The following is a 14,528-nucleotide window of genomic DNA, read 5'->3' as shown; positions in this document are numbered from 1 at the left end:
GGTTGGCAGAGTGCCGCGCGAACACAGGGGTTTTCATGCAGGCACCGGATAGTTCAACCAGGTCCATCGGCGGCATCGACGTCGCCCGCATCGCCGAATTGCGCGAGACGGAGGCAGCCGCCTTCCGTAAGGCACGGCCGAAATCCGAGGCGAAGCTGGGCAACGGCATCGTCGGTTTCCTCGGCGGCGTGCCGATGCACTGGATGACCGACTGGCCGACGCCGTTCCCGATCCTGGTCGACGGCGCGAAAGGCGCCACCATTACCGACATCGACGGCAACAAGCTCGACGATTTCTGCCTCGGCGACACCGGTTCGATGCTCGGCCATTCGCCGCCGGCGGTCGCCCGCGCCATCCGCCGGCAGTCCGGGCGCGGGCTGACCTATATGCTGCCCAGCGAGGATGCGCTGGCGATCGGCGCGCTGCTGCAGCAGCGCTTCGGCCTGCCCTACTGGCAGATCGCCACGACCGCCACCGACGCCAATCGCTTCGCGCTGCGCGTCGCCCGTGCCGTGACCGGGCGCGAGAAGATCCTGGTCTTCAACGGCTGCTATCACGGCTCGGTCGACGAGACGATGGTGCGGCTGATCGACGGCAAGCCGGTGAATAGGCCTGGATTGGCCGGCGAATTCCGCGACCTGACGCGAGCAACGAAGGTTGTCGAATTCAACGATGTTGCCGCATTGGAAGCAGCGCTGGCTGACCGCGACGTCGCCTGCGTCATCGCCGAGCCGGTGCTGACCAATTCCTGCATGGTGCTGCCGGAACCCGGCTTTCACGACACGCTGCGACGTTTGACCCGCGAAGCCGGCACGCTGCTTCTGATCGACGAGACGCACACGATTTCGACCGGCCCCGGCGGCTATACGCGCAAGCACGGGCTGGAGCCGGACCTGTTCGTGCTTGGCAAGCCGGTAGCGGGCGGCGTGCCGGCGAGCATCTGGGGCATGAGCGAGGAGGTCGCCACGCGCTACGGCGCCTACAACCGGGTGAAGGAGCCCGGCTATTCCGGCATGGGCACGACGCTGTCTGCCAACCCGCTGCAATTCGCGACGATGCGGGCGACGCTGGAAGAGGTGATGACCGAGGAGGCCTACGCCCATATGGACCGGCTGGCGCGCCGCCTCGACGCCGGGCTGACATCCGTCATCGCGCGCAACAAGCTGCCCTGGCATGTCGCGCGTGTCGGCGCCCGTGTCGAGTTCATCTGCGCGCCTGGGCCGCTGCACAATGGCGGCGAGGCGGAAAAGGCGCATGCGCCTGAGCTGGAGGCCGCAATCCATGTGGCGCTGGTCAATCGCGGCGTGCTGATCGCGCCGTTCCACAACATGATGCTTATCTCGCCGGCAACGACTTCAGCGCAAGTGAGCCGGCTGATCGCCGCCTTCGCCGCGGTTGCGGCAAGGCTTACGGCGTGAGAAAAGCGGCGATGGACAATCCGAACGCCGTAACAACTTCGCCCTCCGGCTCGACGCCTGCCGAGGCGAAGGCCTTTCTCGACGCGCATCCGGAGATCGAGGCGTTCGACATCGTGCTTACCGACGCCAACGGCATCGGCCGCGGCAAGATCGTGCGCCGGCACGAGCTGATGGGCATTTTCGAGAACGGTCGGCACCTTCCGATCTCGATCCTCGGCCTCGACATCACCGGCGAGGACGTGCACGAAACCGGGCTGGTCTGGGACACCGGCGACGGCGACCTGCGCGCATGGCCGATCCCAGGCACGTTGGCGCCGCTCTTCGGCACCAACCCGCCGCGCGGCCAGGTGCTGATGTCGATGCACCACCTCGACGGCGCGCCGATGACCTCAGACCCGCGGCTGGTGCTGGCAAGGCAGGTGGAACTGCTGGCGGCACGCGGCCTGCATCCGGCCGGCGCCTTCGAACTCGAATTTTTTCTCCTTGCCAACGAACGTGACGCGGACGGCAAGGTGCAAGCCGCGCGCGCGGTGCTCGACGGCCGCCGCTCGGCCAAGACCGAGGTCTATTCGGTCGACCATCTGCATGGTATGGAGCCGCTGTTTTCCGACATCTATGCGGCTGCCAAGGCGCAAGGCATCCCGGCCGAAACCGTCATTTCCGAATACGCGCCCGGCCAGTACGAGCTGACGCTCAACTACCGCAAGGACGTTATGCGGGCAGCCGACGATCTCGTCATGCTGAAGCGGCTGGTCAGGGCGCAGGCGCGCCGGCACGGCGTCACCGCCTGCTTCATGGCCAAGCCGATCGAGGCCTATGCCGGCTCGGGCATGCATTTCCATGTCTCGCTGCAGGACGATGCTGGCCGCAACGTCTTCACCGAGGCCGCCGGTGAAAAGTGGTCGCCAACACTGCTCAATGCGCTTGGCGGCCTGATCCACACCATGGCGGAATCGATGCTGGTGTTCGCGCCGCACGCCAATTCATGGCGGCGCTTCGTCGCTCAATCCTACGCGCCGGTGGCGCCGACATGGGGCGTCAACAACCGCTCGGTGGCGCTGCGCGTGCCGGCGGGCGACGCCAAGAACCGCCGCATCGAGCACCGGCCGTCGGGCGTCGACGCCAATCCCTACCTGATCGCCGCAACGGTGCTGGCCGGCATCGTCAAAGGCCTGGATGAGGGTCTGGACCCCGGCCCCGAGACGACCGGGAATGGCTACGAGCAGGCACCGGAGAAATCGACCATGCCGGCCGACTGGCGCGCCGCGATCGAGGCGGCCAGGAGCTCCGATTTCCTGAAATCAGCGCTCGGCGCTGACCTGCATCGCACCTTCGTGGCGATCAAGCAGGCGGAATATCTGCGTGTCGCCCGCACCGTCAGCGAGTTGGATTATCATCTCTACCTGCACGAGGTGTGAGGGCTGGGCGCCGGCAAGCGCGACGCGCCGGTCGAGGACGATGCCGAGGCGCTGCGGCGGACCTATTTCGAAAACATCTTCAACCCGGCCCGCCTCAAGGTGAAGGCGATGCAGAAGAAGATGCCGAAGAAATATTGGGGGAACCTTCCCGTGGCCTCACTCATTCCAGATCTGATAGCAGGAGCGGATAGAGCCGCGTCAGAGATGATCGCCCGGATGCCAACCACCCCAGCACCGCACCATGCCAAGGTGAAGGTCAAGCACTGGCCGACGCCCGAGCCGGCCGATGTGGTTGCGCCTGAAGCCGAAGACATTCCGGAGTTGCGCGAAGAGGCGAAAGGCTGCCATCGCTGCCCGCTCTGGCGCGATGCGACGCAGACGGTGTTCGGCGAGGGACCGGAGAATGCCAACGTGATCTTTGTCGGCGAACAGCCCGGCGACCAGGAGGATCTGGCCGGCAAGCCTTTCGTCGGACCGGCGGGCAAGGTGTTCGACAGCATCCTGGACGATGCCGAGATTGACCGCCGCAAGGTCTATGTGACCAATGCGGTGAAGCACTTCAAATTCGAGCCGCGCGGCAAGAGGCGCATCCATTCGAAGCCCAATGCCGGCGAAATCCAGGCATGCCGCTGGTGGCTGGACAAGGAGCTCGATCTGATCAAGCCGAACCTCGTGGTGGCGCTCGGCGCGACGGCGGCGCAGTCGCTGCTCGGCAAGGCGGTGCCGATCACCAAGATGCGCGGCGATGTGATCGAGCGCGAGGATGGCTTGCGCGTGTTCGTGACCATCCACCCCTCCTTCATCCTGCGCATCCGCGATCGGGAGGACAAGGAGGCCGAGAAGGAGCGGTTCTTGCAGGATATGCGGAAGGTGAAGCAGCTGATGGCTGCTTGACGGGGTATTGCTAGCCGCGTCTCTTTCGATCATCATGTAATGCCGATTAAGCGGCGATCGTCCGCGCTGCCCCTCATTGCCCTGCCGGGCATTTCTCCCCGTATAGTGACGGGGAGAAAGAGCTGTCGCGCAGCGCTTCGCCAATCGCCAGCGTGGCGCGGCTATCGCCTTCTCCCCGTTCACGGGAGAAGGTGCCCAAAGGGCGGATGAGGGCCAGCGCCTGCGCTCGCAAAGATGACACGGCGGTCGTCGTCTAGAGCAATTCCAGGAAAAGTGTGAGCGGTTTTCCGTTCGGAATTGCATCAAAACAAAGGGATAGAGCGGTTCGCCGTTTCCGTGAAACGGTGAAACGCTCTAACGGACGAGTATCGCCCTCAGATCATTCACGTTCGTCCCAGTCGGACCCGGGACAAACAAATCCCCGACCGCATTGAAAGCCGTCCAGGCGTTGTTGCCGGCGAGCATCGCCTTGGCGTCGGCGCCGGCCGCACGCATGCGCGAGACCGTCGAGCCGTCGGCGAAGGCGCCGGCATTGTTCTCGGAGCCGTCGATGCCGTCGGTGTCGGCGGCCAACGCATGTATGCCGTTCACGCCATCGATGCCGATGGCAAAGGCGAGCAGGAATTCGGAGTTGCGGCCGCCTTTGCCCTTGGCGCGCAGCGTCACCGTCGTCTCGCCACCTGACAGGATCAGCACCGGCTTGGCGAAGGGGCGATTGCGGGTCGCCACCTCGCGCGCGATCGCGGCATGCACGCCGCCGACCTCACGCGCCTCGCCTTCGATCGAATCCGAGAGGATGACGGCCTCGATGCCTTGCCGCTTCGCTTCGGCGGCCGCCGCTTCCAGCGACACGCCGGCCGAGGCGGTCAGGTGCACCTCGTTGCCGGCGAAGCGCGGATCGTCGGGACGCGGTGCGGCCGCCGCTGGCGACTGGATATGCGCCATCACCGAAGCCGGCAGCTTCATGCCATAGGCGGCGATCGACGCCAGCGCATCCTCGCGGCTGCCTGTGTCGGGAATGGTCGGTCCTGAGGCAACCAGCGCCGGGTTGTCGCCGGGAATGTCGGAGACGACCAGCGACACCACGCGCGCCGGATGAGCGGCCGCGGCCAGGCGTCCGCCCTTGATGGTCGAGACATGCTTGCGGATGGTGTTCATCGCCGCGATCGGCGCGCCGGAGGCAAGCAGCGCCTCGTTGACGGCGATCTCGTCGGCAAGCGTCAATCCGGCAGCGGGCGACGGCAGCAGGGCCGAGCCGCCGCCGGAGATCAGCGCTACCACCAGATCGTCAGCGGTTAAGCCCTGTACCTTCTCAAGCAGCCGGCGCGAGGCTTCCAGGCCGGCGGCATCCGGCACCGGATGCGCCGCCTCGATGATTTCGATACGCTCGCATCTGGCACCGTAACCGTAGCGGGTGACGACAAGGCCGTCGACGGGACTGTCCCAGACCTTCTCGAAGGCTGCCGCCATCTGCGCCGAGCCTTTACCCGCGCCGATGACGATGGTGCGGCCCTTCGGCTTCGCCGGCAAATGACTGCGGATCGTCTTTTCCGGGTCGGCGGCGGCGACGGCGGCGTTGAAGATCGAGGTCAGGAAGCTTTTCGGGTCGGTCATTTTTCTTCCGGCGACAGCGCGAGCCCGCTCGCATCGATGCCAAGATGGGCGCAAAGCGCGTCGACGACTACGCCATGGTCCTCGCGCTCGGGCAGGCCCGAGACGGCGATGACACCGATAACGCCGGCGCCCTTGACGGTGACCGGGAAGCCGCCGCCGGCCAGCACGTAGTCGGCGATGTCCAGACCCTCACCGACCTTGAAAGTGCGGTCCGATCTCTGCTGCTCCAGCACCAGGCGATAGGTGCTTCTCAGATAGCGCTTCACGACGTTGATCTTGCGCCGCGCCCAGTCGGGATTGGAAGCATTCGAGCCCGGCATCGCGGCGTAGAAGAGCGGCCGGTCGAAGGTCCTGATGTCGACGATAACAGGCAGGTTTTCCTTCAGCGCCCGGTCCCTGATGGCAGAGCCGATCTTGAAAGCGACGGCCTCGTCGAAGGCCTGGAAGACCAGCGTGGCTTCCTGTTTCTTGATCAGAGCGATGTCGTCGGCGGTGGCCATGGCGTTCCCCTGTCAGCGTCGAGGCACGCTTTGGCCGATGACTGACGCCGGGTCAAGCCAAGAGCGCATCGAAGCTCACGCCGCAATGGCGCTCTTCGCCGGCCGCCCCGCCACATAAACCTCGCGCACGGCGCGGTCGTCGCCCAGCGTCTGCAGCAGGAAGAGTTCTTCCGCCAGCGTTTCCACCGTCTCCATCCTGAGCCGCATGCCCGGCGTGGCGCGGGCGTCGAGCACGACGATATCGGCATCGGTGCCTTCGTCCAGCGTGCCGACCTTGTCGGCCACCGACAGCGCCTCGGCATTGCCGCGCGTCAGCTGCCAGAAGGATTGGAACGGGTTGAGCTTCTCACCGTTCAGCGCGATGACCTTGTAGCCCTCGTCCATGGTGCGCAGCATCGAATAGTTGGTGCCGCCGCCGACATCGGTGGCGGCCGCGATCCTGAGCGGTGCCTCGCGCCGGCGATAACGCTGATAGTCGAACAGGCCGGAACCGAGGAAGAGATTGGAGGTCGGGCAGAACACCGCGACCGAGCCCGATCGCGACAGCGCATCCGCCTCGCGTTCCGACAGGTGGATGCAGTGGCCGAACAGGCTCTTCTTACCGAGCAGGCCATAATGTTCATAGACGTCAGTGTAGTCGCGCGACCAGGGATAGAGCTCCTGGGTGAAGGCGATCTCGGCGTGGTTTTCCGACAGATGCGTCTGCATGTGGAGATCGGGATATTCGCGGCACAGCGCGCCGGCCATCTCCAGCTGCTCGGGCGTTGACGTGATGGCGAAGCGCGGCGTGATGGCACAGAGCTGGCGGCCCTTGCCGTGCCATTCGGCGATGAGCGCCTTGGTATCGTCATAGCCGGTCTGGGGCGTGTCGAGCACGCCGTCCGGCGCGTTGCGGTCCATCATCACCTTGCCGGCGATGTTGAGCATGTTGCGTTCATGCGACTCGGCGAAGAAGGCTTCGGCGGAAGATTTGTGGACCGAGCAATAGGCAGCGACCGTCGTCGTGCCATGCCGCAACATCTCGTCGAGGAACAGCCGTGCGATGCGGCGTCCATGCTGCGCGTTCTGGAATTTCGATTCTTCCGGAAACGTGTATTTGTTCAGCCAGTCGAGCAGCTCGGCGCCGTAAGACGCGATGATCTGCATCTGCGGCACATGCACATGGGCATCGAGGAAGCCCGGCAGGATCAGATGCTGACGATGGTCGATCGTCTCGACACCGGCGCCCGCCTTCTTCAGGACCTCCGCATAGGAGCCGGCGGCGACGATCCTGCCATTGTCGATCAGCAGACCGCCATCCTCCTCGTAGAGCCAGGCGGAATGGTCGTCTATCGCTTCGGGCCAGCGCCGGAAAGACAGCGTGCGGCCGCGCAGAAGTTTCGATGTCATGCTCACTTTCCGGCGCCTTCGAACCAGGCGACCAGGAGGGCCCGTTCCTGGTCGGTTATGTGGCTGACGTTGGCGGGCGGCATGGCATGCGCCCGGCCGGCCTGAATATAGATCTCGCGCGCATGCTCGGCGATGCGCTCGTCGGTGTCGAGCAGCACGCCTTTCGGCGCATGGTAGATGCCTTCATAGACCGGCTCTTGTGTGTGGCACATCGAGCAACGGCCAAGCACCGTGTCGCGCACCGCAGGGAAGTGGGCCGAAGCGATGTAGACCTGGGCGGCGGCCGACGCGGCGGAAGCCTTCGGCTCGCCGGTCAGCACTTTCGGCACGGTCGACAGCCAGATGATGATCATGAACAGCACGGCGGCGCCCAGCCAGGTCCAGGTCGGGTTGCCTTTTCGCGCATGCATCGTGTTGAAATAGTGCCGGATCAGCACGCCGATGATGAAGACCAGCGAGGCGATGATCCAGTTGAACTGGGTGCCGAAAGCCAGCGGGTAGTGGTTCGACAGCATCAGGAACAGGACCGGCAAGGTCAGGTAGTTGTTGTGCAGCGAGCGCTGCTTGGCGATCTTGCCGTATTTCGGGTCGGGCTTGCGTCCGGCGATCAGGTCGGCGACGACGATCTTCTGGTTGGGGATGATGACCATGAAGACATTGGCCGACATGATCGTGGCGGTGATGGCGCCGAGATGCAGGAAGGCGGCGCGGCCGGTGAAGAGGTGTGTCAGCCCCCAGGCGATGAAGACCAGCACGCAATAGAGCACCAGCATCAGCCCGGTATCGCTTTTACCCAACGGCGAGCGGCAGAGCAGGTCGTAGACGATCCAGCCGACGCCGATGGTGGCCAGCGACAGAAGAATGCCGACCGGCACCGAGATGTTGAGCACATTGGGGTCGATCAGGAAGAGATCGGCGCCGGCATAGTAGACCACGCAGAGCATGGCGAAGCCCGACAGCCAGGTGGCGTAGGATTCCCATTTGAACCAGGTGAGGTGCTCCGGCATCTCGGCCGGCGCCACCAGGTATTTCTGGATGTGATAGAAGCCGCCGCCATGCACTTGCCATTCCTCGCCGAAGGCGCCGGCAGGCATGCCCGGCCGCTGGCGCAGGCCAAGATCGAGCGCGACGAAATAGAAGGACGAGCCGATCCAGGCGATGCCGGTAATGACATGCAGCCAGCGGACCGCAAAACTCAGCCAGTCCCAGAAAATCGCGAAATCCGTCATCGAGTGGCCCCTGGGAACTCGTCCTTGCCGATGAGAGGGACTTTACGGGCTGGAGCGCAAACGAAAAGAGGCGAGGTGCGCGATGACTTTCAAAAAAAAATAAAAAATACTAGGCTTGCTTCTCCCAGCCTTTTTAGAGCCACGGAAGCCGCCGCATGGCCTATCTCGACAACATTGCCGTCTTCGTCCGCGTCGTCGAACTCGGCAATCTGTCGGCGGCGGGGCGCGACATGCGCATTTCGCCGGCGGTCGCCTCCAACCGCATCAAGGAACTGGAAAAGCATCTCGGGGTCAGGCTGTTCAACCGCACCACAAGGCAGTTGATGCCGACCGAGCACGGCACGGTGTTCTACACCGGCGCCAAGCAGGTACTGGACGCGATCACCGAGGCGGAAGCCGCGGTCGCGGCACTTTCCGGCCAGCCGCGCGGCACCATCAGGGTCACGGCGCCGCTCGGCCTCGGCCGGCGGCTGATCGCTTCCGGCATTCCGGATTTCCACGACAGATACCCCGATATCGAGGTGCGGCTCAGGCTTTCCGACCACAATGTCGATATCATGAAGGAAGGCATCGACGTCGCCTTCCGACTCGGCATCATCGAGGATTCGAGCCTCAGGATGCGCGGCATCATGGAATGCGAGCGCGTGCTGGTGGCCGCGCCGAAATATCTGGAAGCCCGCGGCGAGCCGGCCGAGGCGCAGGAACTGATCGGCAAGAAGCACGACTGCCTGATGTTGCGTTATGCCGGCGCGCGCGAATATGTCTGGACGCTGCAAACGCCGAGCGGACCGCAGAAATTCGAGGTGCACGGCCCCTACGACACCGACGACGGCGACGTTCTGACCGGCTGGGCCTTGTCGGGCCGCGGCATCATCAACAAGCCGCGTTTCGAGGTCGAGCCGTTCATCCGCGACCGGCGGCTGAAGGTGATCCTGCCTCAGGCGCCGCCGACGCCGGTGCAATTCGCCGCCGTCTATCCGCACAAGAAGCTGCAGGATCCGAAGGTGCGGCTGCTGCTCGACTTCATGGCCGAGCGCTGCCAGCGGCTGATCAAGGACCTCTTGGCCGGAAAGTAAAGCTGGTAGCGTTGTGTCGCGATTGGCCGAAGCGTCCGTGACGTCGTCATCCACTTGCTCCGCCATAGAATGACGACTTGATGGGCGTTCAGGCTAATCGTCTTCAGGCCGTAAAGACCTCCATCTCGGCACACGGGAAGGCTGGCTGGCAAGTGACAGTCCGGTGGCCCATTTGCTCCCGTTGCCTTGCGCGAAAGCGAGCCTAGGTTGGTAGCCAAAACGGCTGCCGATTTTCACGGCGACCGAAGGGCCGCACATGCATCTCGCCATTTCGCTGAACATCGCCGCCGCCGACGGACAAGACGTCCTGAACTTCGGCCAGATCAGCGCCTTGGTGCGGAACGCGGAGGCGGCGGGCGTGGACATGGTCATCATTTCCGACTCCGCCGATACGCCATCGAGCAGCCCGTTCGAAGCGACCACGCTGCTGGCCGCTTTGGCGACGGTGACCGACAGGATCGGACTCGTCGCCAGCGCCTCGACGCTCGCGCATCAGCCCTACAATTTGGCGCGCCGCTTTGCCTCGCTCGACATCATCAGCCATGGCCGCGTCGGCTGGAACGCCACGACGGCGCAGAACCCGCGCGAAGCTGCGAATTTCAGCCGGCCGGAAGGTTTCTCCGACGATGATTTTCGCCGCCGCGCCAGGGAGTTCATCAACATTGTGCGGCTCTTGTGGATCGGCTGGGAACATGACGCCTTGTTGTTCGACAAGGCCTCAGGCCGCTTCCACGATCCGGACAAGATGCACCCGGCGAACTTCACCGGTGAATTCTTCTCGGTGCGCGGGCCGCTCAATGTCGCCCGTTCGCCGCAAGACGTGCCAGTGCTGGTGATGTCCGGCTTGGCAGGGACCGAGCTCGATTTCGCCAGTCGCCGCGCCGATGTCGTGCTGCTGGACAAGCTTGAATCGTCGGGCGCGAGAGCGACCCGCGATGAGATCAAACACAGGGCGCACGAAGCAGGGCGCGACCCGGTGGCGATCAAGGTGCTGGCGACGGCCGATGCGGGGTCGGAACACGATGGCCGTAGTCTGGAGGACCTATGCCTCTCATCCGGCTGCGACGGCATCGTTCTGACTGTGCAGCCTCGGGCTGCCGCAGTGGAGGCTTTTGTCGAGCGATTGCTGCCGGAACTCAAGCGACACGGATTTGCCAAGGCACAGCCGGGCAAGACGCTGCGCGATCGCCTTGGGTTGAGTGAGGATAGCAAGCCATGAGCGCGCGTCAGATAAAGCTCGGCCTGTTTTTGTGGGCGACCGGCCATCACATCGCCGCATGGCGTCATCCGGACGCGCATGTGAGAGCCGGCATCGACATCGACCACTACATAGAGCTGGCGCGCACGGCCGAAGCGGCGAAGTTCGACATGGTGTTCTGCGAGGACGCCGCCGGCCTGCGCGAGGCCAATATCAACATCGCCAGCCAGACCTCGCGCTCGATCGGCTTCGAGCCGATCAGCCTGCTTTCGGCGCTGGCCGCGCAGACCGAGCGCATCGGCCTCGTGTCCACGGCATCGACCAGCTACAACGAGCCCTACGGCCTAGCGCGGACTTTTGCCTCGCTCGACAATCTGAGCGGCGGTCGGGCCGGTTGGAACCTCGTCACCTCGGCCAGTCCGATCGAGGCCGCGAATTTCGGCGCGACGGGTTTGCGGCCGCATGCCGACCGTTATGCGCGGGCGCGGGAATTCGCTACGGTGATCACCGGCTTGTGGAACCGGCGCGCCGCCGGCCATGACGGCGAGAGCTTTTCGGTGCGCGATCCACTCGACATCCCGCCCTCGCCGCAAGGCGCGCCGGTGATGGTGCAGGCGGGCGCCTCCGACGACGGCAAGGATCTTGCCGCGCGCACCGCCGATGTCGTGTTCTCGGCGGCGCAGACTTTCGAGGAAGCCAAGGCCTTTTACGACGACCTCAAGGGGCGGCTCGCCGCCTATGGACGACAGCCGGACGACGTGAAGATCATGCCCGGCGTGGCGCCGGTCGTGGCCGCCACGAAAGCCGAGGCGCAGGCCAAATACGACGCGCTGCAGGAATTGATCCCCGACGATGTCGGCGTGGCGCTGCTCTCCAGCTATCTCAGCATCTCCGACCTCGGCCGCTACCCGATCGATGGGCCGCTGCCCGAACTGCCGGAAAGCGAAGGCATGAAGAGCCGGCAGGCGCTGGTCATCGAGCAGGCGCGTCGCGATGGCCTGTCGATCCGCCAGCTCGCGCGCTATTTTGCCGGCGCGCGCGGCCATTGGCGGATCGTCGGCACGGCGGAGCAGATCGCCGACGAGTTGCAGGCCCGCTTCGAAGGCGGCGCCGCCGACGGTTTCAACGTGATGCCGTCTTGGTTCCCGGGCGAGCTCGACGCCTTCGCGACGCTGGTCGTGCCGGAGCTGCAGCGGCGCGGGCTGTTCCGCAGGGACTATGAAGGCCGCACGCTGCGCGAACATCTCGGCCTCAAGCGGCCTGCGTGAGGCACCTCAGTCAGCTTCCATCAATCGCGCCGTTCCGGAGACCCTGATCGAGCTGCCGGCGGTCGGCGGAATACCGGCATGGAGGCGCGAGCGCATGCCCATATCCTCGCCCTGGACGATGTCGATCGAGCCGCCATGCGGCCAGCCGAGGTCGCGCAAATAGCCGGCAAAGGCCGCGGTCGCGGCGCCTGTCGCCGGATCCTCATAGACGCCGCCGGAAGCAAATGGATTGCGCGTGTGGAGGAGGCGCGGCGTCTCGGCATGGGCGAGCAGGATCGTGACCAGGTCTTCGCGCCGCATGAAGGACTGGCCTTGCTTCAGATCATAGACCATGTCGGCCAACGCCTCGCGCGACTTCAGCGCCAGCACCAGATGATCGGCGCCGCCATGGATGAGCGCCGGCGGAATGGCGGGATCGAGATCGCCCGGCTCATAGCCGAACAAGGCGAGCGCCTCGCCGGCCAGTTCCGACGAAGCCGGCCGGCTGCGCGTCGGCGGCGACTGCAGGGCGGCGGCAAAGTTGGCGCCATCGCGAAAACCTTCGACGGTTATGTCGGCCTGGTTGAGGATCAGCCTGAAAATGCCGTCACCGAACTTTCCGACCAGCGCCGCGCCAAGCGCGATGGTGGCGTGGCCGCAGAACGGTACTTCCGACTCCGGCGAAAAGTAGCGCACGCGCCATTGATCGCCTTCGGGCGCGGCAAAGGCGGTTTCCGAAAAGCCGACTTCGGCCGCGACGCGCTGCATGTCGGCCGCATCGGGCAAGGCTTCGCCAATCACCACGCCGGCCGGATTACCGCCGGTGTTGCCATCTGAAAATGCTGCGATCTTCAATACATCCATGTTCCTGGTCTCGTTGTGCTTGGGCGCAACAGACACGTTTCGGGCCGTCTTGGGAAATGAAGAAAGCGGCGAGCAGCGGTGAGCGCCAGTCACATCTGCGATCGGAGCCAGCGCTTCAATCCAATGCGGAACGAAATTCGACCCATCGCCGTTTTGACGATTGGCGGTCGTTCGGGCCGTCCTTCAGTTCCCAGCCATCGACGCAGCGCGACAGGAGCCAACCATGGACGCCATCGTCACCAAGAACGACCTCAAATCCGATGCCAAGAAGGAATCGATCGATCTGCTCAACGCCAGGCTTGCCGACGCCATCGACCTGGCCCTGATCACCAAACAAGCGCACTGGAACGTCAAGGGGCCGCAGTTCATCGCCATCCATGAGATGCTGGATGAATTCCGCGAGGAGATCGACGGCCATGTCGACATCATCGCCGAGCGCGCCGTGCAGCTCGGCGGCACCGCGCATGGCACCTCGCAGGAAGTGTCGAAGACGACCAGGCTAAAACCCTATCCGACCGACATGCACAAGACCAAGGATCATCTGGCGGCGTTGATCGACCGCTATGCGGCGGCGGCCAAGCTGGCCCGCGAAGCGATCGACGAGGCGGACGACGCCGGCGATGCCGACACCGCCGATATCTTCACCGCCTATTCTCGCTCGCTCGACAAATTGCTGTGGTTCCTCGAGGCGCACACGCAGGAAAAGGAGTAACCGGGAACTGTTCTTGCTTGGCCGGCCGGATCAGCCGGCCATCGCCTTTTCAGCACTGGCTGCGCTTGGCGTATCCGAGGCACGCGACACCAGCGCGGTCATGATCTCGGCGGCGGCAAGCGCGGCGATCACCGGCGGCCGCTTGTCCTTCACCGCATTGCCGCCGATCGGCGAGATGAGGCGATTGAATTCGGCCTCGCTGCCCTCGGCCGACTTCAGGAACCAGCTCCGGAAGGTGGCCTTCTTTGTCTTCGAGCCAATCATGCCGACATAGGCGGTATCGTCGCGCTTCAATGCTTCGGCGACGATCAGGAAATCCAAGGCATGGTCATGCGTCAGGATGGCGAAGGCCGACCCAGCCGGCGCCTCGCGCACTACTGCTTCGGGCATAGGCGTCAGCCGGGTCTCCACCGTTTCCGGCATGCCTCCCAGCGCGTCGGCGCGGGTTTCGACGACGACGACGTGGATCGGCAGCAGCGCCAGCGACGCGGCCAGCGCCTGGCCGACATGGCCGCCGCCGAAGAGATAGACATGCGGAAGATGCGCTTCCTCGGCTTCTGCGTTGGCGATCAGTTGCTGCTCCACCGAACCATCGACGAGGCGGATCGACACTTCGACACGCCCGCCGCAACATTGGCCGATTTCCGGTCCGAGCGGCACGTCGAGCGTGGCGCAGACCTCATCGACCTCTATGCGGGCCTGTTCACCCTCCCCGTTGTCGCGAGGCGAGGAGCGCAGCATCTGCCGCGCCTTGTCGATCGCCATATATTCGAGCTGGCCGCCCCCGATCGTACCGAAGATCGATGATGAAGAGACAAGCATAAAGGTGCCGGCCTCGCGCGGTGTCGAGCCTTTGGTGGCCGCCACTTCGACGAGAGCGACCCGGCCAGCTTGGCCGAAAAACGTCTTCAGGCTTTGCACGTTCGAGTTCATCGTCCGCATTTCCATCACGGAAATATAACGTTTTAC

At 64.5% G+C, this 14,528-nt stretch carries 13 protein-coding genes; 7 read left to right on the top strand and 6 right to left on the bottom strand.

The genetic code is table 11. The features are described from left to right. The first annotated feature begins 35 nt into the window (after window positions 1-35). The 3 genes from FJW10_RS10760 to FJW10_RS30380 are packed head-to-tail and all read left to right on the top strand — an operon-like array spanning window position 36 to window position 3,730. Window positions 36-1,418, top strand: a complete 1,383-nt coding sequence (locus tag FJW10_RS10760; RefSeq protein WP_140900083.1) for an aspartate aminotransferase family protein — start codon at window positions 36-38, stop codon at window positions 1,416-1,418. An 11-nt stretch (window positions 1,419-1,429) separates the two neighbouring features. Beyond that, window positions 1,430-2,836: a glutamine synthetase family protein gene (locus tag FJW10_RS10755; RefSeq protein ID WP_140900082.1), complete on the top strand. Its 1,407-nt coding sequence runs from the start codon at window positions 1,430-1,432 to the stop codon at window positions 2,834-2,836. Window positions 2,837-2,839: 3 nt separating this feature from the next. Further along, a complete protein-coding gene (locus FJW10_RS30380) occupies window positions 2,840-3,730 on the top strand; it encodes a UdgX family uracil-DNA binding protein (protein ID WP_281405122.1) in 891 nt (296 codons plus the stop codon). A 354-nt stretch (window positions 3,731-4,084) separates the two neighbouring features. Here FJW10_RS30380 and FJW10_RS10740 read toward each other — a convergent pair whose 3' ends face one another. The 4 genes from FJW10_RS10740 to FJW10_RS10725 all read right to left on the bottom strand — a co-directional run bounded on the left by FJW10_RS10740 (window position 4,085) and on the right by FJW10_RS10725 (window position 8,462). Beyond that, window positions 4,085-5,344 carry a glycerate kinase gene (locus tag FJW10_RS10740; RefSeq protein ID WP_140900081.1) on the bottom strand — a complete coding sequence of 420 codons (1,260 nt, stop codon included), beginning with the start codon at window positions 5,342-5,344 and terminating at the stop codon, window positions 4,085-4,087. Then, the gene (locus FJW10_RS10735) at window positions 5,341-5,844 is read right to left on the bottom strand and encodes a heme-degrading domain-containing protein (protein WP_140900080.1); all 504 of its coding nucleotides are present in this window, start codon (window positions 5,842-5,844) and stop codon (window positions 5,341-5,343) included. The genes FJW10_RS10740 and FJW10_RS10735 overlap by 4 nt, the downstream gene beginning before the upstream one ends. Window positions 5,845-5,919: 75 nt before the next feature. Further along, window positions 5,920-7,233, bottom strand: coding sequence for a guanine deaminase (gene guaD / locus FJW10_RS10730; RefSeq protein ID WP_140900079.1), 1,314 nt, complete (start codon window positions 7,231-7,233; stop codon window positions 5,920-5,922). Window positions 7,234-7,235: 2 nt separating this feature from the next. Further along, the gene (locus FJW10_RS10725) at window positions 7,236-8,462 is read right to left on the bottom strand and encodes a urate hydroxylase PuuD (protein WP_140900078.1); all 1,227 of its coding nucleotides are present in this window, start codon (window positions 8,460-8,462) and stop codon (window positions 7,236-7,238) included. Window positions 8,463-8,617: 155 nt separating this feature from the next. Here FJW10_RS10725 and FJW10_RS10720 point away from each other — a divergent pair, with 155 nt between their 5' ends. The 3 genes from FJW10_RS10720 (at window position 8,618) to FJW10_RS10710 (ending at window position 12,004) form a co-directional block, all read left to right on the top strand. Next, window positions 8,618-9,538 (top strand): LysR family transcriptional regulator, encoded by a 921-nt coding sequence (locus tag FJW10_RS10720; protein ID WP_140900077.1) that lies wholly within the window; start codon window positions 8,618-8,620, stop codon window positions 9,536-9,538. 256 nt (window positions 9,539-9,794) lie between these two features. Continuing rightward, entirely contained in the window at window positions 9,795-10,757 is a 963-nt protein-coding gene (locus FJW10_RS10715) for an LLM class flavin-dependent oxidoreductase (protein ID WP_140900076.1), read from the top strand. Continuing rightward, window positions 10,754-12,004 (top strand): LLM class flavin-dependent oxidoreductase, encoded by a 1,251-nt coding sequence (locus FJW10_RS10710; protein WP_140900075.1) that lies wholly within the window; start codon window positions 10,754-10,756, stop codon window positions 12,002-12,004. The genes FJW10_RS10715 and FJW10_RS10710 overlap by 4 nt, the downstream gene beginning before the upstream one ends. A gap of 6 nt (window positions 12,005-12,010) precedes the next feature. On the opposite strand, the gene FJW10_RS10705 is transcribed toward FJW10_RS10710, so the two are convergent. Beyond that, a complete protein-coding gene (locus tag FJW10_RS10705) occupies window positions 12,011-12,847 on the bottom strand; it encodes a PhzF family phenazine biosynthesis protein (RefSeq protein ID WP_140900074.1) in 837 nt (278 codons plus the stop codon). Between the two features lie 223 nt (window positions 12,848-13,070). Between FJW10_RS10705 and dps the strand changes: the two genes are divergently transcribed. Then, a complete protein-coding gene (dps, locus tag FJW10_RS10700; protein WP_140900073.1) occupies window positions 13,071-13,559 on the top strand; it encodes a DNA starvation/stationary phase protection protein Dps in 489 nt (162 codons plus the stop codon). 30 nt (window positions 13,560-13,589) lie between these two features. Here dps and xdhC read toward each other — a convergent pair whose 3' ends face one another. Beyond that, complete coding sequence (gene xdhC, locus FJW10_RS10695) at window positions 13,590-14,492, bottom strand: xanthine dehydrogenase accessory protein XdhC (RefSeq protein ID WP_140900072.1); 903 nt, start codon at window positions 14,490-14,492, stop codon at window positions 13,590-13,592. Window positions 14,493-14,528 lie beyond the last annotated feature (36 nt).

Source organism: Mesorhizobium sp. B4-1-1, from assembly GCF_006439375.1.
Lineage (GTDB): Bacteria > Pseudomonadota > Alphaproteobacteria > Rhizobiales > Rhizobiaceae > Mesorhizobium.
Note: the sequence above shows the minus strand (reverse complement) of the source record. Positions and strands in the feature narration are given on the sequence as shown.

Bases quoted from the DNA above. Each gene is read 5' to 3' on its own strand.
- dps (WP_140900073.1), top strand. From the start codon at position 13,071: ATGGACGCCATCGTCACCAAGAACGACCTCAAATCCGATGCCAAGAAG.
- FJW10_RS10735 (WP_140900080.1), bottom strand. From the start codon at position 5,844: ATGGCCACCGCCGACGACATCGCTCTGATCAAGAAACAGGAAGCCACG.
- FJW10_RS10705 (WP_140900074.1), bottom strand. From the start codon at position 12,847: ATGGATGTATTGAAGATCGCAGCATTTTCAGATGGCAACACCGGCGGT.
- FJW10_RS10725 (WP_140900078.1), bottom strand. From the start codon at position 8,462: ATGACGGATTTCGCGATTTTCTGGGACTGGCTGAGTTTTGCGGTCCGC.
- xdhC (WP_140900072.1), bottom strand. From the start codon at position 14,492: ATGAACTCGAACGTGCAAAGCCTGAAGACGTTTTTCGGCCAAGCTGGC.
- FJW10_RS10740 (WP_140900081.1), bottom strand. From the start codon at position 5,344: ATGACCGACCCGAAAAGCTTCCTGACCTCGATCTTCAACGCCGCCGTC.
- FJW10_RS10715 (WP_140900076.1), top strand. From the start codon at position 9,795: ATGCATCTCGCCATTTCGCTGAACATCGCCGCCGCCGACGGACAAGAC.
- FJW10_RS10755 (WP_140900082.1), top strand. From the start codon at position 1,430: ATGGACAATCCGAACGCCGTAACAACTTCGCCCTCCGGCTCGACGCCT.
- FJW10_RS10760 (WP_140900083.1), top strand. From the start codon at position 36: ATGCAGGCACCGGATAGTTCAACCAGGTCCATCGGCGGCATCGACGTC.
- FJW10_RS10720 (WP_140900077.1), top strand. From the start codon at position 8,618: ATGGCCTATCTCGACAACATTGCCGTCTTCGTCCGCGTCGTCGAACTC.
- FJW10_RS10710 (WP_140900075.1), top strand. From the start codon at position 10,754: ATGAGCGCGCGTCAGATAAAGCTCGGCCTGTTTTTGTGGGCGACCGGC.
- guaD (WP_140900079.1), bottom strand. From the start codon at position 7,233: ATGACATCGAAACTTCTGCGCGGCCGCACGCTGTCTTTCCGGCGCTGG.